Below are 26217 nucleotides of genomic sequence, written 5' to 3'. Positions count from 1 at the left end.
GTTCGCCGCTCCCCGTTCACCGCCTTTTCCCCGCGGGTTTCCGGTGCCTTGTTTCCGGTTCCGGGTTTCCGGCCGTCCGGGTGGGAGCAGCCCGGCCGACGGGTTCCGGAAAGGCAGGAGCCCCGTCCCGTACGCGATGTACGGGCGGGGCCCCTTGGGTACTGCTAAGTCGTGCGCGATCGCCGACCCGGGCGCATTAGGCCGGGGTGACGTTCTCCGCCTGCGGGCCCTTCGGACCCTGGGTGACGTCGAAGTTCACGACCTGGTTCTCCTCGAGGGAGCGGAAGCCGGTCGCGTTGATCGCGGAGTAGTGGACGAAGACATCCGGGCCGCCGCCGTCCTGGGCGATGAAGCCGAAGCCCTTTTCAGCGTTGAACCACTTCACGGTTCCGGTAGCCATAAGCCCTCCTTGGGCCAAAGGGTTGCCCTGCTCCAGAACCTGCAAACAAGTCTGAAAACTACAAAAGCCTGCGGGTCACATGCTCCGCAGGCTCTGCACTGCAAGGGAAACCAAACTGCAACTTGCGCTGAGCCTAGCACGCACGGTCTTGAGATGGGTAGAGGGAAAGATCACGTCACCCGGACGCTTGATGCCGCCTTGACATGCTGACGATCTGGGTGGGGGTGCCCCGGCCATTCGAAGGTGTGTCCCCGGGTCTAGCCTCACGATGTGGACAGTCACGCAGAACCCGCGGAACGCGCGGAACACGCCGAGAACGCCTCCGGCCACGACCGCCGCAGTCGGCCCCGCGTCGGTCACATCCAGTTCCTGAACTGCCTGCCCCTGTACTGGGGCCTCGCCCGCACCGGGACGCTCCTGGATCTCGAGCTCACGAAGGACACGCCGGAGAAGCTCTCCGAGCGGCTGGTCGTCGGTGATCTCGATATCGGCCCGATCACCCTCGTGGAATATCTGCGCAACGCCGACGATCTCGTCGCTTTCCCCGATATCGCGGTCGGCTGCGACGGTCCGGTGATGTCCTGCGTGATCGTCTCGCAGCTGCCGCTGGAGCAGTTGGGCGGGGCGCGGGTCGCCCTCGGGTCCACCTCCCGGACCTCGGTGCGCCTGGCGCAGCTGCTGCTCGCCGATCAGTACGGGGTGGCGCCCGACTACTACACCTGCCCGCCCGACCTGGGCGTGATGATGCAGGAGGCGGACGCGGCCGTGCTGATCGGCGACGCCGCGCTGCGCGCGTCGCTGCACGACGCGCCGAGGCTGGGGCTGCGGGTCCACGACCTGGGGCAGATGTGGAAGGACTGGACCGGTCTGCCGTTCGTCTTCGCGGTGTGGGCGGCCCGCAAGGACTACCTGCGGCGGGAGCCCCGGGTCGTGCGCAAGGTCCACGAGGCGTTCCTGGCCTCCCGGGACCTCTCCCTCCAGGAGGTCACGAAGGTCGCCGAGCAGGCGGCGCGCTGGGAGGCGTTCGACGCGGCACTGCTCGAGCGCTACTTCACGACCCTCGACTTCCGCTTCGGTCCCGAGCAGCTGGCCGGGGTCCGGGAGTTCGCCCGCAGGACAGGCCGGACGACGGGGTTCGCGCCGGACGTGGCGGTCGAACTGCTCGGCGTCTGAGCTCCGTGCCGGAGCCCGGACCCCTGGCGCGGGGAGGCTCCGTCCCGGAAGCCGGAAGCCGGAAGCCGGAAGCCGCAAGCCGGAAACGAGGACGCCGGCCGGGAAGGCCGGAGGCCGGGACGCCGGCGGGGAAGGCCGGTCGGCGGCGTCCCCGCATCCTCGCGGCCGTCCGGTGCGGGCCGTGGCGGGGCAGGTCAGGGTGTGGGGATGGGCCCCTGCATATGGCGGCTGATCCACTCGATCGACCCGTCACCCATGCCCTTCACATAGGTCCTGGCGTTGTGCCCGCCGTCCTGGATGACCTGCAACCGGGTCTTCACGGGGCCCTTGGTGTGGTCCCGGACGAAGGCCCGCACCTTCCGCAGCGCCGACTCCCTGGTCCCCGCCTGGAACGCCAGGTAGACGTCCGTGTCCTTGCCGCCCGGCTTCGCGCCGAGCGCCCTGGCGAGCCTCTCGGGGTCGTTCGCCGCCCGCTCCGATTCGTGCCCGGCCCACAGCGGGGAGTCCGGCACGATGTCGGGTCCGGAGGCGATCACCGCCTTGAACCGGTCGGGGTGCTTCAGCACCGACTTCAGTCCGACGAAGGCCCCCGAGGACGACCCCATGAACGCCCAGCCGTCCCGGGACGTGAACGTACGGAAATTGGCGCGGACGAAATCGGGAACGTCCTCGGTCATCCAGGTGCCCATCTTCGGCTGCCCGGGTATGTCACTGCCGTCGTAGTAGTACTTGTCATCCGGATTGAGCACCGGCATCACCACGATGAACGGAAGGCTCCTTCCCTCCTTCGACCAGCGACTGATGCTGCTCTGCAGCTTCAGATCGGTGCCCATCCAGTAATTGTTCGGGTAGCCGTTGCCGCCCGGGAGCGCGATCAGGACGGGGAAGCCGCTGTTCGCGTACTTCGGGTCGAAATACTGCTGCGGCGCCCACACCCAGACCTTTTCCGTGAATCCGGACTTTCTGCCGTGCAGTGTGGTGACGCCGATCCTGGTGCCGTCGTCGACGGTGTTCTGCGTGGTGAATTCGGCCTTCGGGCCGGTCGGCATCAGGGTCTTCGAGGCGGCCTCCGCGGCGGCCGCGCCGTCCCTGCCGGCGGGGACGGCGGACGGCCCGTCGAAGGTGACCGGCTCCCCCTCGGTCGAGCACCCCGACGCGAGCGCGACAGCGCAGAGGGCGACGGTGGCGACGAGCGCCTTGGACGGCCGTTTCATGGCGTACTCCGTTTGTGCGGTGATGGGTGCGCTTCATGGGGGTTGCAGGCGCGGTGGGTGCTTTACGACCAGGGAGATGCGGGCTCGGACCGATCGGTTGGTCCCGCACCCGGCCCGATCCCGGTGATCCGGACCCCGCGTGGGCCTACGCTGCTGGACGGAACGGACGTGCCCCGCAGGCCGCCGCGACAGGGGGAGGGAAGCGCATGCAGCCGTTGGAAGCCGGCGAACCGCGGACCATCGGCGCCTACCGGCTGCTGGGCAGGCTCGGCGCGGGCGGAATGGGCCGGGTCTATCTCGCCCGCAGTGAGGGCGGCCGTACGGTCGCGGTGAAGGTCGTCCATCCCCACTTCGCGCTCGACGAGCAGTTCCGGGCACGGTTCCGGCGCGAGGTGGAGGCGGCAAGACGGGTGGGAGGGGCCTGGACGGCTCCCGTCCTCGACGCCGACCCCGACGCGCCCGTGCCCTGGGTGGCCACCGGCTTCGTCGCCGGACCCGCACTCGGCGCGGCGGTGGCCGGGCACGGGCCGCTGCCCGAGCAGACGGTCCGGACCCTGGGCGCCGGGCTGGCGGAGGCGCTGGCCGCCGTCCACGCGGCCGGGCTCGTCCACCGCGACGTGAAGCCGTCCAACGTGCTGCTTACCCTGGACGGTCCCCGACTCATCGACTTCGGCATCGCCCGGGCCACCGACGGCACGGCGTCCCTCACCACGACCGGCGTCTCCGTCGGCTCCCCCGGCTACATGGCGCCCGAGCAGATCACCGGCGGGGGAGAGGTGACCGGCGCGGCGGACGTCTTCTCGCTCGGCGCGGTCCTCGCCTACGCGGCGACGGGTGCCGCACCGTTCCCCGGCGGTTCCTCGGCCGCACTGCTCTACAAGGTGGTCCACGAGGAGCCCGAACTGGGCTCGCTCACGGGTGAACTGCGGGAGCTCGTCGCGGGCTGCCTCGCCAAGGACCCGGTCGCCCGTCCGGAACCCACCGCGCTGGCCCGCCGGCTCGCCCCGGCCGGCGCCGGGGCGCTCGTGGCGGCGGGCTGGCTGCCCGGGCCGCTGGTGGAGCAGGTCAGCAGGACCGCGGTCCTGCTGCTCGACCTGGAGCCGGCGTCCGCCGAGGACCCGGTGGCCTCGGGGCCGGTGCCGTTCACCGGCCAGGCCCTGGGCGTGTTCGGTCCGCCGATCGACCCCGCGCCCGCCTCGCCGCCTCCCCGGCCGACGCCTCCCCCGCAGCGGGTGCCCGCGGACGCGAAGGCCGGCGGGCGTCTGTCCCTCTCGGTCACGACCCGCCGCGAGGGCGAGGGAGGCTCCCGCAAGGCCGGCTGCACCGTGGCCCTCGCCGTGGCCGGGGCGCTCGCCGCGGTGACCGTGGGCGCCGGGGTCCTGCTGGACCTCTTCCCCGGTGGTGGCGGCGGCCGCGACGACACCGCGGCCCGGCCGCCCGCGTCCTCGGAGACCGGCGCTCCCTCCGCCGGCGGGACGGGCCCGGCCGAGGTGCCGAAGACCTTCGCGGGCACCTGGGAGGGCAGCATTACGGCGGCCGGACTGCCCGCGGGCACGATGAAGGTCACCATCGAGCCCGGCGGGCGCACCGGGGAGCGGATCGGCACGGCCGAACAGACCGACATCCTGGGCAACTTCATCTGCGAGGACCTGCTGACCGCCACCCGCGCCGATGCCCGCACCCTGGTCGTCGACGCCCGGCGCGGGCCGCGCAGCAAGGGCATGTGCAGCGAGAGCACCCAGGGCCTGCGTCTCGAACTGAGCGGTGGGACGCTGCGTTACGTCTCGGCCGACGCCCGCGCGGGCAATCCGGTCGGCGACCTCACCCGCAGCGGCGGATGAGGGCGGGCCGCCCACCGGCATGCGCCAAGTCCCGGCGGAGGCCGGACCGGGCGTGCCGCCGAGGTGCCGCCGAGGGCAGGGCAGAGGGCCTGTCGTAGGCTGGCACGGTCCGGTAACGCCCTGTTCCACCACCGAAAGGTGACACCCCGGTGACCCAGAAGGCCGACCTCCAGTCCGTCCTGGACCGTGCCGCCGAGGGCGGGCGGATCACCCCCGAAGAGGCGCTCACCCTCTACCGCTCCGCTCCGCTGCACGCGCTGGGCGCCGCCGCGGACGCCGTGCGCCGCCGCCGCTACGCCGGTACCGAGCACATCGCGACGTACATCATCGAGCGCAACATCAATTACACCAACGTCTGCGTCACGGCTTGCAAGTTCTGCGCCTTCTACGCCCCGCCCAAGGACACCGCCAAGGGCTGGACCCGCGATCTCGACGACATCCTGCGGCGCTGCGCCGAGACGGTGGAGCTCGGGGGTACGCAGATCATGTTCCAGGGCGGTCACCACCCGGACTACGGCGTCGAGTACTACGAGAAGCACTTCGCCGCGATCAAGAAGGAGTTCCCGCAGCTGGTCATCCACTCCCTCGGCGCGTCCGAGGTGGAGCACATGGCCAGGATCTCGGGTGTGTCCGTGGAGGAGGCCGTCCGCCGCATCAGTGCGGCCGGTCTCGACTCCTTCGCGGGTGCCGGCGCCGAACTGCTGCCGGAGCGGCCGCGCAAGGCGATCGCCCCGCTGAAGGAGTCCGGCGAGCGCTGGCTGGAGATCATGGAGGCGGCGCACGGGCTCGGTGTGGAGTCGACGTCCACGATGCTGATGGGCACCGGCGAGACCAACGCCGAGCGTATCGAGCACCTGCGGATGATCCGCGACGTACAGGACCGGACGGGCGGCTTCCGGGCCTTCATCCCGTACACGTACCAGCCGGAGAACAACCACCTCAAGGGCCGGACCCAGGCGACGATCTTCGAGTACCTTCGGATGATCGCGATCGCCCGGCTCTTCTTCGACAACGTCGCCCACATCCAGGGCTCCTGGCTGACCACGGGCAAGGAGATCGGCCAGCTGTCGCTGCACTACGGCGCGGACGACCTGGGCTCGATCATGCTGGAGGAGAACGTGGTCTCCTCGGCGGGCGCCAGGCACCGCTCCAACCGGCAGGAGATCATCGACCTGATCCGCCGCGCCGACCGCGTCCCGGCCCAGCGCACGACGACGTACGAGCACATCGTGGTGCACGACGACCCGGCGAACGACCCGGCCGACGACCGCGTCGTGTCGCACATCTCGTCGACGGCGATCGAGGGCGGCACGGCGCACCCGGAACTGAAGCTGCTGAACGCCAACTGAGTGCGCCGTGCTGACGATTCACGCGGCGGACCTGCTGCTGCCCGGCGGTCCGGGAGCTCCCGTGCCGGGCGGCGCGGTCGCCGTCCGGGGGAGCGCGATCGCCGCCGTGGGCCCCTACGCCGAGGTGGCCGCCGCCCATCCGGGCGCCCGCGTGCGGCGCTGGCCCGGGGTGCTGACGCCGGGCCTGTGCAATCCGTACGGGCCTGAGCTGCTGGAACGGGCCTACCACCCCGACCCTCGTGAGGCCGGCGAGCTGGGCACCGAGCCGCTCACCGGCGCCGCGCTCGCCGCGCTGGAGATGACGGACGCCCGGTGGGGAGCCAGTGCGCGGCGCGGTGCGCAGCGGATGCTGGCGCGCGGAACGGTGGCGGTGGCCGGGGACCTCCGGCGCGGCGCGGTCCTCGACGCGGTGACCCGGGTCGGGCTCAGCTGCGAGGAGCGCTTCACGGAGCCGGAAGGACCGCCGTCCCTGGATCCGTTCGCGGACCGCCCCGTGGCTGAGGCGTTCCTGGTGCCGCTGGGTCCCGAGGGCGCCGACGCGGACTTCGCCGTCTTCGACGTGCCGGTGATCGGCGACCCGTACCGCGTGCTGCGCGAGCACGGCGCCCGCACCTGCGTCGCCACCGTCCTCCGCGGCCGGTTGGTGCACCGGCGGCGCTAGGGCGTGCTTCGACAGTCCCGTCTGGGCGGGGGCGGACGGCGCTGTTTTCGGCACACGCCCAGGGCCGCACAGGCGACGTGCCCCCGTCGCGACGCCCGGCACGGCTACCCGGCGCGTCGCCGAATCGACCGAGCGGGCCCACTGCGAGGTCGATCCGGCGCCTTGCGAACCTTCCCCCGGCCCGGAGGGCCTGGGGAGACCCCGTGCGCCGGACGACGCTCCTCGACGGGCGGACCTCGCCCTGCTCGGCGCCGGGCCGGTTCCGGAACCCACCGGCACGCCCCCGCCGGGCCCGCCGCGGTGTGCCTGAGACAATGGCCGGCGTACCGTCCGCACCCGACACTGCGAGGCCGAAAGCCAGTGACCCGCGCTTCCCTGGACAAGCAGCCGCACGAAGTCGCGTCGATGTTCGACGATGTCGCGGCGAACTACGACCTCACCAACGACGTGCTCTCGCTCGGCCAGGACCGGCGCTGGCGCCGGGAGGTCGCCCGGGCGGTCGGGGCACGGCCCGCCGAGCGCGTCCTCGACCTGGCGGCCGGGACCGGCACGTCCTCGCTGCCCTTCACCCGCACCGGCGCGTACGTCGTGCCCTGCGACTTCTCGCTCGGCATGCTGCGCGAGGGCAAGAGGCGGCACCCGTGGCTGCCGCTGACCGCCGGCGACGCGACGGCGCTCCCCTTCCGGGACGACTCCTTCGACGCCGTGACGATCAGCTTCGGGCTTCGGAACGTCCAGGACACCGACCGGGCCCTGCGGGAGCTGTACCGCGTGACGAAGCCGGGCGGCCGCGTGGTCATCTGCGAGTTCTCGCACCCGACGTGGGCGCCGTTCCGGACCGCGTACGAGGAGTACCTGATGCGGGCTCTGCCGCCGGTCGCCCGCGCGGTCTCGTCCAACCCCGACGCGTACGTCTACCTCGCCGAGTCGATCCGGTCCTGGCCCGAGCAGGCGGACCTCGCCGGGATGCTCCAGAAGGCCGGCTGGTCGAAGGTGGCCTGGCGCAATCTGAGCGGCGGGATCGTCGCGCTGCACCGCGGCACCAAGTCCCAGTAAGTCTCCGGGGACCGCACCATGGACTACCAGGCGATCCTCGAGCGGATCGAGCAGGACGTCGCCCCGCTGGTCGGCGGCGGCACCCCGGCCGAGTACATCCCGGCCCTGGCCGCCGTCGACCCGGGGCACTTCGGCATGGCCATCGCCGACCTCGACGGAAAGGTCCACGGCGTCGGCGACTGGGAGCGGCCCTTCTCCACCCAGTCGGTCACCAAGGTCTTCGCCCTGGCCCTCGCGCTCTCCCTGGGCGGCGACAGCCTCTGGGAGCACGTGGGCCGGGAGCCCTCCGGCAATCCGTTCAACTCCCTGGTGCAGCTTGAGTACGAGAACGGCATTCCACGCAATCCGTTCATCAACGCCGGGGCCCTCGTCGTCACCGACCGGCTGCTGACCCTGACCGGCGACGCGAGCAGCGAGGTGCTGGAGTTCCTGCGACAGGAGAGCGGCAACCCCGACCTGGCCTTCGACCCGGAGGTCGCCGGGTCCGAGTCCGCGCACGGTGACCGCAATGCCGCGCTGGCCCACTTCATGGCCTCGTACGGCAACATCGCCAATTCCGTTCCGGCGCTGCTCGACCACTACTTCTGGCAGTGCTCGATCGAGATGAACTGCGCCGATCTCGCCCGTGCGGCCCGTTTCCTGGCCCGTCACGGACTGCGGGCCGACGGCAGCCGGCTGCTGACCCGCAGCGAGGCGAAGCAGATCAACGCGGTGATGCTCACCTGCGGTACCTACGACGCCGCGGGCGAGTTCGCCTACCGGGTCGGGCTGCCCGGCAAGAGCGGGGTCGGCGGCGGGATCGTGGCGGTCGTGCCGGGGCGGTGCACGCTGTGCGTGTGGAGCCCGGGGCTGGACGGGCAGGGGAATTCGGTGGCCGGCGTGGCGGCGCTGGACCGATTCACGACGCTGACCGGGCTGTCGGTGTTCTGACCGTACGGGAGCGCGGCGCGAGCGGTCGCCGGTCCCGCCCGCGAGGGGCAACCGCTGTGTGGGGAAAGCGCGTTGACGGGAACCGGACGGCGGGCTAGACGGGTCGTTCACACCGGCCGTATCCGATCTCCCCCTGGAGCTCCCCTTGGCGTCGAACTGCCCTTACTGCGGGAACACCTCCCCGGCCGAGGCGCGCTTCTGCATGACGTGCGGACGGGAGCGCCCGCAGCCCGCGGCGGCCTCGTACAGCCCCACCTGGGTGGGCCCCGGGGCTCCGCCCCCGGCCGTGCCGCCCGCCGCGGGTCCGGGGCGCAGCCGCGCGCTCGTGTGGGGCGGGACCCTGACGGCGGCACTCGTGCTCGACGCGGGCAGCACCGCGGGCGTGCTGCTGCTCGGGGACGGGGGTTCCGGGCCCGGACCGGGGGACCGGCCCGCGGCGGCCGTCCCGGCGCGACCCTCACCGGCCGCCACGACCCCCACGGACGCACCGCTCGCCGGCCCCGAGCCCGCCCGGACGTCTCCGCCCGCCGCCGCACCGGCCCGGACCGGGGGACCGGCCCGCACCGGCGCGCCGGGCGGCGGCGACGCCGGTGTGCCCGAGGGCTTCAAGCGCGTGAACGACCCGGCCGGCTTCTCCTTCGCGATCCCGTCCGTCTGGTACCGCCAAAAGGAGGTGAACGGGCAGATCACCTACGCCGGTTCCACGGGGATGTCCCACATCCTCGTCGGCGTGGTCCGGTCCGCCCCCTACACCTCCCTGGAGAACCTCACCGCAATCGAGGCCAGGTCCCGTTCGAAGAACGCCGACTACCGGCGGCTGCGGCTGGAGACGAACACCTTCCACGGACGCCCCGGGGCGGTCTGGGAGTACACCTACACGCACGCCGAGTCGGGCGAGACGATCCACGGCGTCGACCAGTCGTACATCGCCGAGGACGGCACCGAGTACGCGATCTACTTCACGGAACGCGACCTGTACTGGGCGGACACCGCGCACGTCTTCGAGACGGCCCTGTCGACCTGGACCGCGGACCCGGCGTTCGCTACAGGGTGAGCCGGAAGCAGAGCCCCTTGCGTTCGGAGTCCGGGACGGCGTACGTCTCGGAGAGCTCCATGCCCAGGCGCCGGGTCACGGCGATCGACCGCTGGTTGCGGGAGTCGACCATCGCGACCACGGAGGGAACGCCGGCCGCGCGCAGCCGGTCCAGGGTCGTCCGGGCGGCGGCGGTCGCGTAGCCGCGGCCCCAGTACGGCCGCGCGAGGCGCCATCCGATCTCGATCTCGCCGACCGGGCCGAACGACTCGTGCGGCCAGGGTTGCGCGCCCGTGAAGCCGAAGACCTCGCCCGCCTCGTCGAACAGCGTCCACAGGCAGAAGCCCCGTTCCGCGTCGTGCCGCCGCTGCCGCGCGGTGAGCTCCTCGTACACGGACACCTCGGCGGACCTGCCCCCGTGGAACTCCATCACCTCGGGGTCGTCGAAGACGCGGTGCCAGGCGAACGCGTCCTCCTCGGTGGGCACACGGAGTTGTACGACGGGGAGAGACGCTGCGGTCATCGCGGGGGAGCCCTTCGGTCGCCGGTCGGTACGCCCCATAGACTGCACATGACCTGTGCCGCACGGCACGCGAATTCGAGTCTTCGGGAGAACCCGCCGTGACCGAGACGACCCCCTCCGAGCACACCGCAGATGTGATCGTCGTCGGGGCAGGCCCGGCCGGTTCGACGACCGCCTACCACCTGGCCAAGTCCGGCCTGGACGTACTGCTGCTGGAGAAGACGGCGTTCCCCCGCGAGAAGGTCTGCGGCGACGGGCTCACGCCCCGCGCCACCAAGCAGCTGGTCGCCATGGGCATCGACGTCTCCGAGGAGGCCGGCTGGCTGCGCAACAAGGGCCTGCGGATCATCGGCGGCGGTGTCCGGCTGCAGCTGGACTGGCCGGAGCTGGCCAGCTACCCGGACTACGGACTCGTCCGCAAGCGGGACGACTTCGACGAGCAGTTGGCGCGGCAGGCGCAGAAGGCCGGCGCGCGGCTGTACGAGCGCTGCAATGTCGGCGCGCCCGTCATCGACGACCGGACCGGCCGGATCACCGGCGTCCACGCCAAGCTCGGTGAGGAGAAGCGGGAGGTGACCTTCCACGCCCCACTGGTCGTCGCCGCCGACGGCAACTCCTCCCGGATCTCCCTCGCCATGGGACTGCACCGGCGTGAGGACCGCCCCATGGGCGTCGCCGTCCGCACGTACTTCACCAGCCCGCGGCACGACGACGACTACCTGGAGTCCTGGCTGGAGCTGTGGGACCGCCGCGGTCCCGGGGAGGACCGGCTGCTGCCCGGCTACGGCTGGATCTTCGGCATGGGCGACGGCACCTCCAACGTCGGTCTCGGGGTCCTGAACACCTCGGCTTCCTTCAAGGAGCTCGACTGGCGCGAGGTCCTGAAGGCCTGGTGCGCCTCGATGCCGGAGGACTGGGGCTATGTGCCCGACAACATGACCGGCCCGATCCGCGGCGCCGCGCTTCCCATGGCCTTCAACCGGCAGCCGCACTACACCAGGGGCCTGCTGCTCGTCGGCGACGCGGGCGGTCTGGTCAACCCGTTCAACGGCGAGGGCATCGCCTACGCCATGGAGTCCGGCCAGATCGTCGCCGACGTCATCGTCCAGGCCCACGCCCGGGCCACCCCCGCCCAGCGGGAACTGGCCCTGCACAACTACCCGAAGGTCCTGAAGGACACCTACGGCGGCTACTACACGCTGGGCCGGGCGTTCGTGAAGCTCATCGGCAATCCGAAGGTCATGAAGATCGCCACGCAGCGGGGATTGACGCACCCGCTGCTGATGAAGTTCACGCTGAAGATGCTGGCGAACCTCACCGACCCGTCCGGCGGCGACGCGATGGACCGGATCATCAACGGTCTCTCGAAGGTGGCTCCGAAGGCCTGACCCGCGAAGCCCGGAGAAGGGCGGGTGCCCGGCTCTCCGGAGCCGGGCACCCGCCCTCCGGCCCTTTTCCGGGCCACCGGCCCCGGCCGCCCTCCGGAGGGGCCCCGAGGGCCGTCCGGAGGGACGACGAAAGGGCCACCGTCCCCCCTGGACGGGGGGACGGTGGCCTCGTGCGGCTGCGGCCCGTAACGAACCGGGCGTACCGGGAGAACTGCTGCGAGAACGGCTCAGAGGACGCGAACGGCGCCGCTCGCCGGGTAGCCCGACAGCTCCTGGATGACGACGCCCTTGCTCGGGTTGGCGGCGTCGAGGTACTTGCCGTCGCCGATGTAGACACCCGTGTGGTACGCGGAACCGGCGCCGCCCCAGTAGAGGATGTCGCCGACCTGGAGGTTGTCCAGGGAGACCTGGGTGCCGGCCACCGACTGGTCCTGGGAGACGCGCGGCAGGTCGATGCCGACCTGGCGGAAGGCGGCCTGGACGAGGCTGGAGCAGTCCCACGAGTTGGGGCCGGTGGCGCCCATGACGTAGGCGTCGCCGAGCTGCGCCTTGAGGAAGGCGACGACGGTGGCGGCGGAGCCGGACGCGTTGGAGGCGCTCTGCGAGGCGCTGGAGAGGGTGGTGCGCTCGGCGGACCGGGAGGAACGCTCCTCGACCGCGGCACGGGCGGCCTCCTCGGCCTTCCGCTCGGCCTCCGCCTTGCGGTCGGCCTCGGCCTTGGCCTTCTTCGCGGCCTTGGCGGCCTTGGCCGCGGCGGCGTTCTCCTGGGTCTGCAGATCGAGGTCCAGGGCCGCCTGCTGGGTCGCCTCGGCGGAGAGGGCGACCGCGCCGGCGAGCTCCGGGGTGTCGAAGGTGAGCGCGGGCATCTCGATGGTCTCGGTCACCGGCTCGGCGTTCGCCGGCCCGGCGCTTCCGGCCACCGCGATGGTGCTGAGGACGCCACCGGCAACTCCGGCGCGCAGCGCGAGCTTCGAGGAGCTGCGGCGGGGCTTCCGGTGGCTACGTATGTGAGCGGTGTGGGACATGGGTACAACCGCTATCAGGGCTCCGCGGTTCCCTTCAAGAAACGTGGCTTCCACCACAGTTGCCGCCACGGGTGCCCGAATACGCCTGTGTGCCGCCTTTATTGACGCCGTAACGGGCAAAACGGGCAGTCGCGATCAGGGCTGTGATCACGGTCTTTCATAAAAAGGTCCGTATTGCCCGCCGCTTACCACCCCTTCACACCGATGGCCAAGCCCCGGGTTTTCGGGCGGCGGCCCGAGTGGCGCAGGTCACAGAATGATCACCGTCGGCGACCTTCGGGGTGCTCGTGAACATGTGCACGCGTCCACCTCCGTACGTCTCGCCCCTCGCGTGAGTGAAGGCCGTCCTTTACCACTCGGTCCGGTCCATCGCCAATTTGCCTGGACGGCGTCGCCCCTGCTAGTGACTCCGCCCTCTGACCAGCGGAAACGGTCAAAATGGTCACCTTTTGTAGCCGCTCGTGCGCTTCCCGTATGAAGATCACCGCTCATCCGACTTCATGATCCTTCGTCAGGTGGTGGAGATCACAAAGTCGTTGCCGCACCCCGTGTCGCAGATCACAGACCGGCGGGCATAGGATGCGGAGCAGTCGGGCTTGTGAACTGCCTCACATGAGCATGATCTTCGCGGGGCGGCGAGGCGAGTCCCGGTGCGGTCCAACGGTCAAGGACGACTGGAAGGAGCGAGGAGCGTGAATGCCTACGCGCCCATCCTCGTGCTCGGCGCCCTAGGGGCAGGCTTTGCGATCTTCTCCGTGGTCATGGCCACGCTCGTCGGCCCGAAGCGCTACAACCGCGCGAAGCTCGAGGCCTACGAGTGCGGTATCGAGCCGACGCCGACGCCGGCCGGAGGGGGCCGCTTCCCGATCAAGTACTACCTGACGGCGATGCTCTTCATCATCTTCGATATCGAGATCGTCTTCCTCTATCCATGGGCCGTCACGTTCGACGCCCTGGGGATCTTCGGGCTCGTGGAGATGCTGCTCTTCGTGCTCACCGTCTTCGTCGCCTACGCCTACGTCTGGCGGCGCGGCGGCCTGGAATGGGACTGAGGGGCTGAGGAGCAATGGGACTCGAAGAGAAGCTGCCGAGCGGCTTTCTGCTGACCACCGTCGAGCAGGCCGCGGGCTGGGTGCGCAAGGCGTCCGTCTTCCCCGCGACCTTCGGCCTCGCCTGCTGTGCCATCGAGATGATGACGACCGGCGCCGGCCGCTACGACCTGGCCCGCTTCGGCATGGAGGTCTTCCGCGGCTCACCCCGGCAGGCCGACCTGATGATCGTGGCCGGGCGAGTGAGCCAGAAGATGGCGCCCGTCCTGCGGCAGGTCTACGACCAGATGCCGAATCCCAAGTGGGTGATCTCCATGGGTGTTTGCGCGTCCTCGGGCGGAATGTTCAATAATTACGCGATTGTGCAGGGTGTTGACCACATTGTTCCCGTTGACATCTATCTGCCCGGCTGCCCCCCTCGGCCGGAGATGCTGATGGACGCCATCCTCAAGCTCCACCAGAAGATCCAGAGCTCGAAGCTCGGGGTGAACGCGGAGGAAGCGGCCCGCGAGGCGGAGGAAGCGGCACTCAAGGCGCTCCCGACGATCGAGATGAAGGGGCTGCTCCGGTGAGCGGCGCGCACACGGCCGCCGCGCCGCAGACGACCAAACCCGCACCCCTGTCCCGTGCGGGCGGGGAAGCGATCAAGGGGGTCCACCAGTGACCGACCAGCCGAACCCGGAGAAGGAGCTCTCCGAGCAGAACCTGCCGGGTCAGCGCGGTGAGCACGGCGAGGAGATCCGCGTCCAGCGCGGCATGTTCGGTGCCGGCGACGGCGGCGACACCTCCGGCTACGGCGGACTCGTCCGCTCCGTCCGGCTGCCCGGTGCCGCGACCCGCCCCTACGGCGGCTGGTTCGACGAGGTCGCCGACGAGCTCGAGGGCGCTCTGGAGGAACAGGACCTCGTCCCGGAGAACGCGATCGAGAAGACCGTCGTCGACCGCGACGAGCTCACCTTCCACATCGCGCGCGAGCACCTCGTCCGGGTCGCCAGGACGCTGCGCGACGACCCGGCGCTCCGCTTCGAGCTGTGCACGGGGGTCAGCGGCGTCCACTATCCCGGTGACCAGGGGCGCGAGCTGCACGCCGTCTACCACCTGCGCTCGCTCACCCACGGCCGGCTGATCCGGCTGGAGGTCAGCGCCCCGGACACCGACCCGCACGTCCCGTCGCTCGTCGAGGTCTATCCGACCAACGACTGGCACGAGCGCGAGACCTACGACTTCTTCGGTCTGGTCTTCGACGGCCACCCCGCCCTCACCCGGATCATGATGCCGGACGACTGGCAGGGCTTCCCGCAGCGCAAGGACTACCCCCTCGGCGGCATCCCCGTCGAGTACAAGGGCGCCCAGATCCCGGCTCCGGACCAGCGGAGGTCGTACTCGTGACCACCCCATCTGCATCCGCACGCGAGACCACCGAAGGCACCGTCTACACGGTCACCGGCGGTGACTGGGACGAGGTCGCCCAGACCGCGGCCAAGGCGGACGACGAGCGCATCGTCGTCAACATGGGCCCCCAGCACCCGTCCACCCACGGTGTGCTCCGGCTGATCCTGGAGATCGACGGCGAGACCGTGACCGAGGCCCGCTGCGGCATCGGCTACCTGCACACCGGCATCGAGAAGAACCTCGAGTACCGCACGTGGACGCAGGGCACCACGTTCGTCACGCGCATGGACTACCTCACACCGTTCTTCAACGAGACGGCGTACTGCCTCGCGGTGGAGAAGCTCCTCGGCATCGAGGACCAGATCCCGGACCGCGCGTCGGTCATCCGCGTGCTCCTGATGGAGCTGAACCGGCTCTCCTCCCACCTGGTGTGCATCGCCACCGGCGGCATGGAGCTGGGCGCGACCACGATCATGATCTACGGATTCCGTGATCGTGAACTCATTCTCGACATCTACGAACTGATCACCGGCCTGCGGATGAACCACGCGTACATCCGCCCCGGGGGCCTGGCCCAGGAACTGCCCCCGGGCGCGGTGGACCAGATCCGCGAGTTCGTGAAGACGATGAAGAAGAACCTTCCCGAGTACGACAAGCTCGCCACCGGGAACCCCATCTTCAAGGCCCGGATGCAGGACATCGGCTACCTCGACCTCGCCGGCTGCATGGCACTCGGCGCGACGGGCCCGATCCTGCGTTCCACCGGCCTCCCGCACGACCTGCGCAAGACCGATCCGTACTGCGGGTACGAGGACTACGAGTTCGACGTCCCGACCGCGGACACCTGCGACGCCTACGGCCGCTTCCTCATCCGGCTGGAGGAGATGCGGCAGTCGCTGCGGATCGTCGAGCAGTGCCTGGACCGGCTCGCACCCGGCCCGGTGATGGTCGAGGACAAGAAGATCGCCTGGCCCGCGCAGCTCGCGCTCGGCCCGGACGGCCTCGGCAACTCCCTCGACCACATCAAGAAGATCATGGGCACCTCCATGGAGGCCCTGATCCACCACTTCAAGCTGGTGACGGAGGGCTTCCGGGTCCCCGCCGGGCAGGCGTACGCGGCCGTCGAATCCCCCAAGGGCGAGCTCGGCGTCCATGTCGTCTCGGACGGCGGCACCCGCCCCTACCGGGTCCACTTCCGCGACCCGTCCTTCACCAATCTGCAGGCCATGGCGGCGATGTGCGAGGGCGGCCAGGTCGCCGACGTGATCGTCGCCGTCGCGTCCATCGACCCCGTGATGGGAGGCGTCGACCGGTGACAGACGTATCGCTCGGCATGCCCCAGCTCCCCGCCCCCGACTACCCGGCGGAGGTGCGTACGAGGCTGGAGGCGGACGCCCGGCAGATCATCGGCCGCTACCCGGACAGCCGGTCCGCGCTGCTGCCGCTGCTGCACCTCGTGCAGTCGGAGGAGGGCCACGTCACCCGCACCGGCATGCGGTTCTGCGCGGAGGTCCTGGAACTCACGACGGCCGAGGTCACCGCGGTCGCGACCTTCTACTCGATGTACCGCCGCAAGCCGTCCGGCGACTACCAGGTCGGCGTCTGCACCAACACCCTCTGCGCCGTGATGGGCGGCGACGCGATCTTCGACGGCCTCAAGGAGCACCTCGGCGTCGGCAACGGCGAGACCACCGAGGACGGCAAGATCACCCTCGAGCACATCGAGTGCAACGCGGCCTGCGACTTCGCTCCCGTCGTGATGGTCAACTGGGAGTTCTTCGACAACCAGACCCCCGAGTCGGCCCGCCGTCTCGTCGACGACCTGAGGGCCGGACGGAGCGTCGAACCCACCCGCGGCGCCCCGCTGTGCACGTTCAAGGAGACCGCCCGCATCCTGGCCGGCTTCCCCGACGAGCGCCCCGGAGCCGTCGAGGCCACCGGCGGTGCCGGCCCCGCCTCCCTCGTCGGCCTCCGGCTGGCCAAGGGCGAGGCCCCCCAGCCGCGGGTCGTCCACCCGCGCGTCGCCGCTCCGCAGGACGAGCCCCCGGGCGAGCACCTCAGCTCGCACGACGCACCACAGGACACGTCGGCGTCCGACCCGGCCCACCCGGCCGGCCCGGTTTCCGAGGAGGGGGAGTGATGACCGTGTCCACCGAGTACGGGCCGGAGGCCGGCGGCGGGACCAGCCCCGAGAAGCTGCTCGTGCCCGTCCTTTCCGCCTTCTGGGACCAGCCCGAGTCCTGGACCCTGGAGACCTACCGCGAGCACGAGGGCTACGAGGGACTGCGCAAGGCCCTCGCCATGGCCCCCGACGACCTGATCGCGTACGTGAAGGACTCCGGGCTGCGCGGCCGCGGCGGCGCCGGCTTCCCCACCGGGATGAAGTGGCAGTTCATCCCGCAGGGCGACGGCAAGCCCCACTACCTCGTCGTCAACGCCGACGAGTCGGAGCCGGGCACCTGCAAGGACATCCCGCTCCTCTTCGCCAACCCCCACTCCCTCATCGAGGGCATCGTGATCGCCTGCTACGCGATCCGCTCCGGCCACGCCTTCGTCTATCTGCGCGGTGAGGTCGTCCCCGTACTGCGCAGGCTGCACGAGGCCGTCCGCGAGGCGTACGACGCCGGATACCTCGGCAAGAACATCCTCGGCAGCGGACTCGACGTCGAACTCACCGTGCACGCCGGCGCCGGCGCGTACATCTGCGGCGAGGAGACCGCCCTGCTGGACTCCCTGGAGGGCCGGCGCGGGCAGCCCCGGCTGCGACCGCCCTTCCCCGCGGTCGCCGGTCTGTACGCCTGCCCCACCGTGGTGAACAACGTCGAGTCCATCGCTTCCGTTCCCGCGATCCTCAACAAGGGCAAGGAATGGTTCCGTTCGATGGGCAGCGAGAAGTCCCCCGGCTTCACGCTGTACTCGCTGAGCGGCCACGTCGCCCGTCCCGGCCAGTACGAGGCCCCGCTCGGGATCACCCTGCGCCAGCTGCTCGACATGGGCGGCGGCATGCGCCCGGGCCACCGGCTGAAGTTCTGGACGCCCGGCGGCTCCTCCACCCCGATGTTCACCGACGAGCACCTCGACGTGCCGCTGGACTACGAGGGCGTGGGCGCCGCCGGTTCCATGCTCGGCACCAAGGCGCTCCAGTGCTTCGACGAGACGACCTGCGTGGTCCGGGCCGTGACCCGCTGGACCGAGTTCTACGCCCACGAGTCCTGCGGCAAGTGCACGCCCTGCCGCGAGGGCACCTACTGGCTGGTCCAGCTGCTGCGCGACATCGAGGCGGGCAAGGGCTCGACGGAGGACCTCGACAAGCTGAACGACATCGCCGACAACATCAACGGCAAGTCGTTCTGCGCCCTCGGTGACGGCGCCGCGGCGCCGATCTTCTCCTCGCTGAAGTACTTCCGCGACGAGTACGAGCAGCACATCACCGGCCGGGGCTGCCCCTTCGACCCCGCGAAGTCCACGGCCTGGGCCGTGTCGAACCTGGAGGTGGACGCATGACCGTCACCACGTCCGCCGCGAACGCCGGCGGCGGGAGCGCCGCGGTCCCGCCGGAGGACCTGGTCACGCTGACCATCGACGGTGTCGAGATCTCCGTGCCGAAGGGCACCCTGGTCATCCGGGCCGCCGAGCAGCTCGGCATCGAGATCCCCCGGTTCTGCGACCACCCGCTCCTCGACCCGGCCGGCGCCTGCCGGCAGTGCATCGTCGAGGTCGAGGGCCAGCGCAAGCCGATGGCCTCCTGCACCATCACCTGCACCGACGGCATGGTCGTCAGGTCGCAGCTCACCTCGCCCGTCGCCGAGAAGGCGCAGAAGGGCGTGATGGAGCTGCTGCTCATCAACCACCCGCTCGACTGCCCGGTCTGCGACAAGGGCGGCGAGTGCCCGCTGCAGAACCAGGCCGTCTCGCACGGCCAGGCCGAGTCCCGCTTCGAGGGCAGGAAGCGGACGTACGAGAAGCCGGTCAACATCTCCACCCAGGTGCTGCTCGACCGCGAGCGGTGCGTGCTCTGCGCGCGCTGCACCCGCTTCTCCAACCAGATCGCCGGCGACCCGATGATCGAACTCCTGGAGCGGGGTGCGCTCCAGCAGGTCGGCACGGGCGAGGGCGACCCCTTCGAGTCCTACTTCTCCGGGAACACCATCCAGATCTGCCCGGTCGGCGCGCTGACCTCGGCGGCCTACCGGTTCCGCTCCCGGCCCTTCGACCTCGTCTCGTCGCCGTCCGTCTGCGAGCACTGCGCGGGCGGCTGCGCGACCCGCACCGACCACCGGCGCGGAAAGGTCATGCGGCGGCTCGCCGCCGAGGACCCCGAGGTCAACGAGGAGTGGATCTGCGACAAGGGGCGGTTCGCCTTCCGCTACGCCCAGCAGCGCGACCGGCTCACCACCCCGCTCGTCCGCAACAGGGAGACCGGTGAGCTGGAGACCGCGAGCTGGCCGGAGGCGCTGGAGGCGGCGGCCACCGGACTCGCGGCGGCGCGCGGCCGGGCCGCGGTGCTCACCGGCGGCCGGCTGACCGTCGAGGACGCCTACGCGTACGCCAAGTTCGCCCGGATCGCCCTCGGCACCAACGACATCGACTTCCGGGCCCGGGTCCACTCCTCGGAGGAGGCCGACTTCCTGGCCGCCCGCGTCGCCGGCCGCGGCCGGGACCTGGACGGCGAGGGCGTCACGTACACCTCCCTGGAGAAGGCGCCGGCGGTGCTGCTCGCGGGCCTCGAGTCGGAGGAGGAGGCCCCAGGCGTCTTCCTCCGGCTGCGCAAGGCCGCGCGCAAGCACGGCCAGCGGACGTTCGCCCTCGCCACGCACGCCACCCGCGGGCTCGCGAAGGCCGGGGGCGTGCTGCTGCCGGCGGCCCCCGGCACCGAGGCCGAGTGGCTGGACGCCCTCGCGTCCGGCACCGGGCTCGAGGGGGACGGCGCCACGGCCGCCGAGGCGCTGCGGGCCGAGGGCGCCGTGATCGTCGTCGGTGAGCGGCTGGCCGGAGTACCGGGCGCCCTGAGCGCGGTCGCGCGCACCGCCACGGCGACCGGCGCCGAGCTGGTCTGGATCCCGCGCCGCGCCGGCGAGCGCGGCGCGATCGAGGCGGGCGCCCTGCCGTCGCTGCTGCCGGGCGGCCGTCCCGCCACCGACCCGCGGGCCCGCGAGGAGACCGCGGCGGCCTGGGGCGTACGCGAACTGCCGCACCGCTACGGCCGGGACACCGGGCAGATCGTGGAGGCCGCCGCCAACGGAGAACTGGCCGCCCTGGTCGTCGCCGGCGTCGAGGTCGCCGACCTGCCCCACCCGGCACGCGCCCGGGAGGCGCTGGACGCGGTCGGCTTCCTGGTCTCGCTGGAGCTGCGGCCCTCCGAGGTCACCTCGCGGGCCGACGTGGTCCTCCCGGTCGCGGCCGTGGCCGAGAAGCCGGGCACGTTCCTCAACTGGGAGGGCAGGGCACGGCTCTTCGAGGCCGCGCTCAAGCCCGACCAGATGACCCGCCCGCTGCCGCCGGCGGACGCGCGGGTGCTGCACATGCTCGCCGACGCGCTCGACGTGCACCTCGCCCTGCCCGACCTCCGGTCCGTACGGCGCGAGCTGGACCGGCTCGGCGGCTGGACCGGCCCCCGCGCGGACCAGCCCACCGAGTCCGCCCGGCCGCTGCCCCGCCCCGGCGAGGGCGAGGCGGTCCTGGCCGGTCACCGGCTCCTGCTCGACCAGGGGCTCCTCCAGGAGGGCGACGAGGCGCTGGCCGGCACCCGGCACGCGGCCGTCGCCCGGCTCTCCGCCGCCACCGCGGCCGAGACCGGGGTCAAGGACGGCGATCTGCTCGCCGTCAGCGGTCCCTCCGGTTCCGTGCAACTCCCGCTCCAGGTGACCGAGATGCCCGACCACGTGGTGTGGCTACCGCTCAACTCGGCCGGCGGCGGCGTGCTGAGCGACACGGGCGTGACGCCCGGCCGGCTCGTCCGCGTCGGCCCGGCGGCAACGGCCGGCCACGGGATCGCCGGCCCCGACGACGTACCGGAGGTGCGCGCGTGAACCCGGCACTCCTCGACCAGACGCTGCTCGCGGCGGAGGACCTCTCGCTGTTCGGGCGGGACCCCTGGTGGCTCGTCGTCGTCAAGGCGGTCTTCTGCTTCGCCTTCCTGATGGTGACCGTGCTGTTCTCCATCGTGTGGGAGCGCAAGGTCGTCGCGTGGATGCAGCTGCGCATCGGCCCCAACCGGCACGGTCCGTGGGGCCTCCTCCAGTCCCTCGCGGACGGCGTCAAGCTGATGCTCAAGGAGGACGTGATCGTCAAGCGCGCGGACAAGGTGGTCTACGTCCTCGCGCCGATCGTCGCGGCGATCCCGGCCTTCATGGCGATCGCCGTCATCCCGTTCGGCCCGGCCGGCAACGAGATCTCGATCTTCGGCCAGCGGACCACGATGCAGCTCACCGACCTGCCGATCGCGATGCTCTACATCCTCGCGGTCGCCTCGGTCGGCATCTACGGCCTCGTGCTCGCCGGCTGGTCGTCCGGCTCGACGTACCCGCTGCTCGGCGGACTGCGCTCCTGCGCCCAGATGATCTCGTACGAGATCGCCATGGGCGCCGCGTTCGCCTCCGTCTTCCTCTACTCCGGCTCGATGTCGACCTCGACGATCGTGGAGGCGCAGGCGGACCGCTGGTACGTCCTGCTGCTGCCGGTCTCGTTCCTCATCTACATCGTGACGATGGTCGGCGAGACGAACCGGGCTCCGTTCGACATGCCGGAGTCCGAGGGCGACCTCGTGGGCGGCTTCAACACCGAGTACTCCTCGATCAAGTTCGCGATGTTCATGCTCGCCGAGTACGTGAACATGGTCACCGTCGCGGCGGTCTCCGTCACCCTCTTCCTGGGCGGCTGGCGGGCCCCGTGGCCCGTCAGCACCTTCTGGGAGGGCGCGAACCACGGCTGGTGGCCGATGCTCTGGTTCGTCGCCAAGGTGCAGTTGCTGCTCTTCTTCTTCATCTGGCTGCGCGGCACGCTCCCGCGCGTCCGCTACGACCAGTTGATGAAGCTCGGCTGGAAGGTGCTCATCCCGGTCTCGGTCGTCTGGCTGATGCTCGTCGCGAGCGTACGGGCGCTGCGCAACGACGGCCGCGACTTCTCACAGATCGTGCTGTACGTCGGCGGCGCGGTCCTCGCCGTCCTGCTGTTGTCCTTCGTCGCGGACCTCTTCCGCGGCCGCAGGGAACGGGCGGAGGCGGAGGCGGCCGAGGAGGCGGAGGCCGAACGGGGCGGGGCGCCCGGGGCGTTCGACCCGATGGCCGGCGGTTTCCCGGTGCCCCCGCTGCCCGGACAGGTGCTGCCGCAGGTTCCGCGCAGGCGGCCCCGCCGCGACCGCGAACTGATTGTCAGTGGCGGCGTGAATACTGACAGTGACGGTCCTCGTGACGGAAAGGAGGCTGACGGTGTCTGAACGACCCGAGGATTCCGGGAGCGCGTTCCAGAACCCGGTCGCCGGCTTCGGCGTGACCTTCAAGGCCATGTTCAAGAAGCGGCTGACCGAGCAGTACCCGGAGCAGCAGAAGACGACGGCGCCGCGCTTCCACGGCCGGCACCAGCTCAACCGGCACCCGGACGGGCTGGAGAAGTGCGTCGGATGCGAGCTGTGCGCCTGGGCCTGTCCGGCCGACGCCATCTACGTGGAGGGCGCGGACAACACCGAGGAGGAGCGGTACTCGCCCGGCGAGCGGTACGGCCGCGTCTACCAGATCAACTACGCCCGCTGCATCCTCTGCGGGCTGTGCATCGAGGCCTGCCCGACCCGGGCGCTCACGATGACCAACGAGTTCGAGCTCGCCGACAGCTCCCGCGAGAACCTGATCTACACCAAGGAGCAGCTGCTGGCGGGCCTGGAGCCCGGCATGGTCGACACCCCGCACGCGATCCACCCCGGCACGGACGAGCAGGACTACTACCGGGGGCTGGTCACCGAGGCCGCACCCGGCACCGAGCGCCAGGTCGCCGTGTCCAAGGGGGAGAAGCCGCAGGACGCCGCCTCCACCTTCGGGCCCGAGGAGCCGGCGGCGGAGAAGGAGGTCGACGCATGAGCGCGCTGGCCGCCGCGACCTCCACCGGCGAGGCCGTGCAGTTCTGGGTGCTCGGCACCGTCGCCGTCGTCGGGGCGCTGTGCACGATCCTGATGAAGAAGGCCGTGCACAGCGCGCTGTGCCTCGCCGGGACCATGATCATCCTGGCGGTCTTCTACCTCGCCAACGGAGCGTACTTCCTGGGCGTCGTCCAGATCATCGTCTACACCGGCGCGATCATGATGCTCTTCCTGTTCGTGGTCATGCTCGTCGGTGTCACGGCCGCGGACTCCCTCAAGGAGACCCTGAAGGGCCAGCGCTGGTGGGCGGCCCTCTGCGGCATCGGCTTCGGTGTCCTGCTGATCGCGGGCATCGGCCACGCCTCACTGGGCCCCGGGTCCTTCATCGGACTCGGCGAGGCCAACGCGGCGGGCAACGTCGAGGGCCTGGCGGCACTGATCTTCACCAGGTACGTCTTCGCGTTCGAGATCACCGGCGCCCTGCTCATCACTGCGGCGGTCGGCGCGATGGTGCTCACCCACCGGGAGCGCACCGAGCGCGCGAAGACGCAGCGGGAACTGGCCGAGCAGCGCGTGCGCGAGGCGAGCGCCCTCCCGTCGCCCGACCGCCACCCCTCGTCCGCGGCCTACGGCTGGAAGCTTCCGACGCCGCTGCCCGCCCCGGGCGTGTACGCCCGCCACAACGCGGTGGACATCCCCGGTCTGCTCCCCGACGGCACCCCGTCGGAGCTCTCCGTCAGCAAGACGCTGCGCTCCCGCGGACAGGTCCGGGACGTGTCCCGTGAGGCGCTGAACGACCTCAGGGCGCTGGAGCGCCGCTCGGAGGAGCGCCTCGACCGGGACCGGGACGAGCCCGGCCGGGACGGCCGGCGCGACGGACAGGAGGCCAAGCGGTGAACCCCGTCAACTATCTCTACCTCGCCGCCCTGTTGTTCACCATCGGCGCGGCCGGCGTACTGATCAGGCGGAACGCGATCGTCGTCTTCATGTGCATCGAGCTCATGCTCAATGCCTGCAACCTCGCGCTCGTCGCCTTCTCCCGGATGCACGGCAATCTCGACGGCCAGATCATCGCCTTCTTCACGATGGTCGTCGCCGCCGCCGAGGTGGTGGTCGGGCTCGCGATCATCGTGTCGCTGTTCCGTTCCCGCCACTCGGCCTCGGTCGACGACGCCAGTCTGATGAAGCTGTAAGGGGTCGCAGACTCGTGGACAACGCAGAGAACCTGATCGCGCTGCTGGTCGCGGCGCCCTTGCTCGGCGCGGCCGTGCTGCTGCTCGGCGGGCGCCGGCTCGACCGCTCGGGCCACTGGATCGGCACCGCGCTCGCCGCCGCCTCCTTCGTCGTGGCCGTCGTGCTCTTCGCCGACATGCTCGGCCGGCCCGGTGACGACCGCACCCTCCACCAGCACCTCTTCAGCTGGATCCCGGTCGGCGGCTTCCAGGCGGACGTCGCCTTCCAGCTCGACCAGCTGTCGATGACCTTCGTCCTGCTGATCACCGGCGTCGGCTCGCTCATCCATCTGTACTCGGTGGGGTACATGGAGCACGACGAGCGCCGCCGTCGCTTCTTCGGCTACCTCAACCTGTTCCTCGCGGCGATGCTCCTGCTCGTGCTCGCCGACAACTACCTGCTGCTGTACGTCGGGTGGGAGGGCGTCGGCCTCGCCTCGTACCTGCTCATCGGCTTCTGGCAGCACAAGCCCAGCGCGGCGACGGCGGCGAAGAAGGCCTTCCTGGTCAACCGGGTCGGCGACATGGGCCTGTCCATCGCCATCATGCTGATGTTCACCACCTTCGGCACCTTCGCCTTCGGGCCGGTGCTGGAGTCCACGGGCAGGGCGTCCGAGGGCACGCTGACCGCGTTGGGCCTGCTCCTGCTGCTCGCCGCCTGCGGCAAGTCCGCCCAGGTGCCGCTGCAGTCCTGGCTCGGGGACGCGATGGAGGGCCCGACCCCGGTGTCGGCCCTGATCCACGCGGCGACGATGGTCACCGCAGGCGTCTACCTGATCACCCGCTCCGGGGCCATCTTCAACGCCGCCCCGGACGCCCAGCTCGCCGTCGTCACGGTCGGCGCGGTCACGCTCCTCTTCGGTGCGATCGTCGGTTGCGCGAAGGACGACATCAAGAAGGCGCTGGCCGGTTCGACGATGTCCCAGATCGGCTACATGATCCTGGCGGCAGGCCTCGGCCCGATCGGCTACGCCTTCGCGATCATGCACCTGGTCACCCACGGCTTCTTCAAAGCCGGGCTGTTCCTCGGTGCCGGTTCGGTCATGCACGGCATGAACGACGAGGTGGACATGAGGAAGTACGGCGGCCTGCGGAAGTACATGCCGATCACCTTCGTCACCTTCGGCCTCGGCTACCTCGCCATCATCGGTTTCCCCGGCCTGTCCGGCTTCTTCTCCAAGGACAAGATCATCGAGGCTGCCTTCGCCAAGGGCGGCACCGAGGGTTGGATCCTCGGCGGCGCGGCCCTGCTGGGCGCCGCCATCACCGCCTTCTACATGACGCGCGTGATGCTGATGACCTTCTTCGGCGAGAAGCGCTGGCAGCCCGACGACAAGGGCGAACTGCCCCATCCGCACGAGTCGCCGAGGACGATGACGATCCCGATGATCGTGCTCGCCTTCGGCTCGGTCTTCGCCGGCGGGCTGTTCTCCTGGCACGAGTCGTTCGTGAAGTGGTTGGAGCCGGTCACCAGCTTCGAACACGGCCATTCGCCGCTCAGCGCCGCCACGGTCACGACCGCGACGGTCGCGGTGATGGTTCTCGGCGTCGCGCTGGCCTATCTCCAGTACGGCCGCCGCCCGGTGCCGGTCACCCCGCCGCGCGGCTCGCTGCTCACCCGGGCCGCCCGCCGCGACCTCCTCCAGGACGACTTCAACCACGTGGTCCTGGTCCGGGGCGGCGAGCACCTGACCCGGTCTCTCGTGTACGTGGACCACAGCCTGGTCGACGGGGTCGTCAACGGCACGGCGGCCTCGTTCGGCGGCCTCTCCGGCCGGCTCCGCAAGCTGCAGAACGGCTACGCCCGCACCTATGCGGTCACGATGTTCGGAGGTACGGCGGTGCTGATCGCCGCGACCCTGCTGATGAGGGCGGTGTAACCG

At 70.8% G+C, this 26217-nt stretch carries 24 protein-coding genes; 20 read left to right on the top strand and 4 right to left on the bottom strand.

What is annotated here, in order from left to right:
* Nucleotides 1–196 precede the first annotated feature (196 nt).
* Nucleotides 197–400, bottom strand: coding sequence for a cold-shock protein (locus O7595_RS13685; protein WP_017948713.1), 204 nt, complete (start codon nt 398–400; stop codon nt 197–199).
* A gap of 270 nt (nt 401–670) precedes the next feature.
* On the opposite strand from O7595_RS13685, the gene O7595_RS13680 reads away from it, so the two are divergent.
* Nucleotides 671–1573 carry a menaquinone biosynthetic enzyme MqnA/MqnD family protein gene (locus O7595_RS13680; protein WP_269728964.1) on the top strand — a complete coding sequence of 301 codons (903 nt, stop codon included), beginning with the start codon at nt 671–673 and terminating at the stop codon, nt 1571–1573.
* A 194-nt stretch (nt 1574–1767) separates the two neighbouring features.
* On the opposite strand, the gene O7595_RS13675 is transcribed toward O7595_RS13680, so the two are convergent.
* Nucleotides 1768–2787, bottom strand: a complete 1020-nt coding sequence (locus O7595_RS13675) for an alpha/beta hydrolase (protein WP_269728963.1) — start codon at nt 2785–2787, stop codon at nt 1768–1770.
* A gap of 206 nt (nt 2788–2993) precedes the next feature.
* Here O7595_RS13675 and O7595_RS13670 point away from each other — a divergent pair, with 206 nt between their 5' ends.
* The 6 genes from O7595_RS13670 (at nt 2994) to O7595_RS13645 (ending at nt 9678) form a co-directional block, all read left to right on the top strand.
* Nucleotides 2994–4628, top strand: a complete 1635-nt coding sequence (locus O7595_RS13670) for a serine/threonine-protein kinase (protein WP_269728962.1) — start codon at nt 2994–2996, stop codon at nt 4626–4628.
* A gap of 149 nt (nt 4629–4777) precedes the next feature.
* Nucleotides 4778–5977, top strand: coding sequence for a cyclic dehypoxanthinyl futalosine synthase (mqnC, locus tag O7595_RS13665; RefSeq protein WP_269728961.1), 1200 nt, complete (start codon nt 4778–4780; stop codon nt 5975–5977).
* 7 nt (nt 5978–5984) lie between these two features.
* On the top strand, nt 5985–6638 hold the full coding sequence (locus O7595_RS13660; protein WP_269728960.1) for an imidazolonepropionase-like domain-containing protein: 654 nt from the start codon (nt 5985–5987) through the stop codon (nt 6636–6638).
* Nucleotides 6639–6998: 360 nt separating this feature from the next.
* On the top strand, nt 6999–7694 hold the full coding sequence (locus O7595_RS13655) for a demethylmenaquinone methyltransferase (protein ID WP_269728959.1): 696 nt from the start codon (nt 6999–7001) through the stop codon (nt 7692–7694).
* A gap of 18 nt (nt 7695–7712) precedes the next feature.
* Complete coding sequence (locus O7595_RS13650) at nt 7713–8624, top strand: glutaminase (RefSeq protein ID WP_269728958.1); 912 nt, start codon at nt 7713–7715, stop codon at nt 8622–8624.
* 145 nt (nt 8625–8769) lie between these two features.
* Nucleotides 8770–9678 carry a zinc ribbon domain-containing protein gene (locus O7595_RS13645; protein WP_269728957.1) on the top strand — a complete coding sequence of 303 codons (909 nt, stop codon included), beginning with the start codon at nt 8770–8772 and terminating at the stop codon, nt 9676–9678.
* Here O7595_RS13645 and O7595_RS13640 read toward each other — a convergent pair.
* Nucleotides 9668–10180, bottom strand: coding sequence for a GNAT family N-acetyltransferase (locus tag O7595_RS13640; protein WP_269728956.1), 513 nt, complete (start codon nt 10178–10180; stop codon nt 9668–9670). The genes O7595_RS13645 and O7595_RS13640 overlap by 11 nt on opposite strands.
* Nucleotides 10181–10278: 98 nt before the next feature.
* On the opposite strand from O7595_RS13640, the gene O7595_RS13635 reads away from it, so the two are divergent.
* Entirely contained in the window at nt 10279–11568 is a 1290-nt protein-coding gene (locus O7595_RS13635) for a geranylgeranyl reductase family protein (protein ID WP_269728955.1), read from the top strand.
* A 227-nt stretch (nt 11569–11795) separates the two neighbouring features.
* Here the strand turns inward: O7595_RS13635 and O7595_RS13630 are convergent, their stop codons facing one another.
* Complete coding sequence (locus tag O7595_RS13630; RefSeq protein WP_269728954.1) at nt 11796–12593, bottom strand: C40 family peptidase; 798 nt, start codon at nt 12591–12593, stop codon at nt 11796–11798.
* 692 nt (nt 12594–13285) lie between these two features.
* Between O7595_RS13630 and O7595_RS13625 the strand changes: the two genes are divergently transcribed.
* The 12 genes from O7595_RS13625 (at nt 13286) to nuoL (ending at nt 26214) form a co-directional block, all read left to right on the top strand.
* Nucleotides 13286–13645 (top strand): NADH-quinone oxidoreductase subunit A, encoded by a 360-nt coding sequence (locus tag O7595_RS13625; RefSeq protein ID WP_093661633.1) that lies wholly within the window; start codon nt 13286–13288, stop codon nt 13643–13645.
* A gap of 14 nt (nt 13646–13659) precedes the next feature.
* Nucleotides 13660–14214, top strand: a complete 555-nt coding sequence (locus O7595_RS13620; RefSeq protein WP_007383964.1) for a NuoB/complex I 20 kDa subunit family protein — start codon at nt 13660–13662, stop codon at nt 14212–14214.
* A gap of 88 nt (nt 14215–14302) precedes the next feature.
* On the top strand, nt 14303–15031 hold the full coding sequence (locus tag O7595_RS13615; protein ID WP_269728953.1) for an NADH-quinone oxidoreductase subunit C: 729 nt from the start codon (nt 14303–14305) through the stop codon (nt 15029–15031).
* Complete coding sequence (locus tag O7595_RS13610) at nt 15028–16350, top strand: NADH-quinone oxidoreductase subunit D (protein WP_269728952.1); 1323 nt, start codon at nt 15028–15030, stop codon at nt 16348–16350. Before O7595_RS13615 ends, O7595_RS13610 begins: the two co-directional genes overlap by 4 nt.
* Nucleotides 16351–16367: 17 nt before the next feature.
* On the top strand, nt 16368–17174 hold the full coding sequence (nuoE, locus tag O7595_RS13605) for an NADH-quinone oxidoreductase subunit NuoE (RefSeq protein ID WP_269732480.1): 807 nt from the start codon (nt 16368–16370) through the stop codon (nt 17172–17174).
* Nucleotides 17174–18538: an NADH-quinone oxidoreductase subunit NuoF gene (nuoF, locus tag O7595_RS13600; protein WP_269728951.1), complete on the top strand. Its 1365-nt coding sequence runs from the start codon at nt 17174–17176 to the stop codon at nt 18536–18538. The genes nuoE and nuoF overlap by 1 nt, the downstream gene beginning before the upstream one ends.
* Nucleotides 18535–21063, top strand: a complete 2529-nt coding sequence (locus tag O7595_RS13595) for an NADH-quinone oxidoreductase subunit G (RefSeq protein ID WP_269728950.1) — start codon at nt 18535–18537, stop codon at nt 21061–21063. Before nuoF ends, O7595_RS13595 begins: the two co-directional genes overlap by 4 nt.
* A complete protein-coding gene (gene nuoH, locus O7595_RS13590) occupies nt 21060–22469 on the top strand; it encodes an NADH-quinone oxidoreductase subunit NuoH (RefSeq protein ID WP_269728949.1) in 1410 nt (469 codons plus the stop codon). Before O7595_RS13595 ends, nuoH begins: the two co-directional genes overlap by 4 nt.
* On the top strand, nt 22462–23103 hold the full coding sequence (gene nuoI / locus O7595_RS13585) for an NADH-quinone oxidoreductase subunit NuoI (protein ID WP_269728948.1): 642 nt from the start codon (nt 22462–22464) through the stop codon (nt 23101–23103). Before nuoH ends, nuoI begins: the two co-directional genes overlap by 8 nt.
* Nucleotides 23100–23999 (top strand): NADH-quinone oxidoreductase subunit J, encoded by a 900-nt coding sequence (locus tag O7595_RS13580; protein WP_269728947.1) that lies wholly within the window; start codon nt 23100–23102, stop codon nt 23997–23999. Before nuoI ends, O7595_RS13580 begins: the two co-directional genes overlap by 4 nt.
* Entirely contained in the window at nt 23996–24295 is a 300-nt protein-coding gene (gene nuoK, locus O7595_RS13575) for an NADH-quinone oxidoreductase subunit NuoK (protein WP_093661653.1), read from the top strand. The genes O7595_RS13580 and nuoK overlap by 4 nt, the downstream gene beginning before the upstream one ends.
* 14 nt (nt 24296–24309) lie before the next feature.
* Nucleotides 24310–26214 (top strand): NADH-quinone oxidoreductase subunit L, encoded by a 1905-nt coding sequence (gene nuoL / locus O7595_RS13570; RefSeq protein WP_269728946.1) that lies wholly within the window; start codon nt 24310–24312, stop codon nt 26212–26214.
* Nucleotides 26215–26217 lie beyond the last annotated feature (3 nt).

This window comes from Streptomyces sp. WMMC940 (assembly GCF_027460265.1).
Classification (GTDB): domain Bacteria; phylum Actinomycetota; class Actinomycetes; order Streptomycetales; family Streptomycetaceae; genus Streptomyces.
The sequence above is the reverse complement of the archived record's forward strand: the minus strand, read 5'-3'. Positions and strand labels throughout refer to the sequence as shown.

What these genes read in the sequence shown, in the direction of transcription:
- O7595_RS13670 (WP_269728962.1), top strand. Translation starts at nt 2,994, where the DNA reads ATGCAGCCGTTGGAAGCCGGCGAACCGCGGACCATCGGCGCCTACCGG.
- O7595_RS13595 (WP_269728950.1), top strand. Translation starts at nt 18,535, where the DNA reads ATGACCGTCACCACGTCCGCCGCGAACGCCGGCGGCGGGAGCGCCGCG.
- O7595_RS13580 (WP_269728947.1), top strand. Translation starts at nt 23,100, where the DNA reads ATGAGCGCGCTGGCCGCCGCGACCTCCACCGGCGAGGCCGTGCAGTTC.
- O7595_RS13650 (WP_269728958.1), top strand. Translation starts at nt 7,713, where the DNA reads ATGGACTACCAGGCGATCCTCGAGCGGATCGAGCAGGACGTCGCCCCG.
- O7595_RS13630 (WP_269728954.1), bottom strand. Translation starts at nt 12,593, where the DNA reads ATGTCCCACACCGCTCACATACGTAGCCACCGGAAGCCCCGCCGCAGC.
- O7595_RS13685 (WP_017948713.1), bottom strand. Translation starts at nt 400, where the DNA reads ATGGCTACCGGAACCGTGAAGTGGTTCAACGCTGAAAAGGGCTTCGGC.
- nuoF (WP_269728951.1), top strand. Translation starts at nt 17,174, where the DNA reads ATGACCGTGTCCACCGAGTACGGGCCGGAGGCCGGCGGCGGGACCAGC.
- O7595_RS13620 (WP_007383964.1), top strand. Translation starts at nt 13,660, where the DNA reads ATGGGACTCGAAGAGAAGCTGCCGAGCGGCTTTCTGCTGACCACCGTC.
- O7595_RS13675 (WP_269728963.1), bottom strand. Translation starts at nt 2,787, where the DNA reads ATGAAACGGCCGTCCAAGGCGCTCGTCGCCACCGTCGCCCTCTGCGCT.
- nuoE (WP_269732480.1), top strand. Translation starts at nt 16,368, where the DNA reads ATGCCCCAGCTCCCCGCCCCCGACTACCCGGCGGAGGTGCGTACGAGG.
- O7595_RS13640 (WP_269728956.1), bottom strand. Translation starts at nt 10,180, where the DNA reads ATGACCGCAGCGTCTCTCCCCGTCGTACAACTCCGTGTGCCCACCGAG.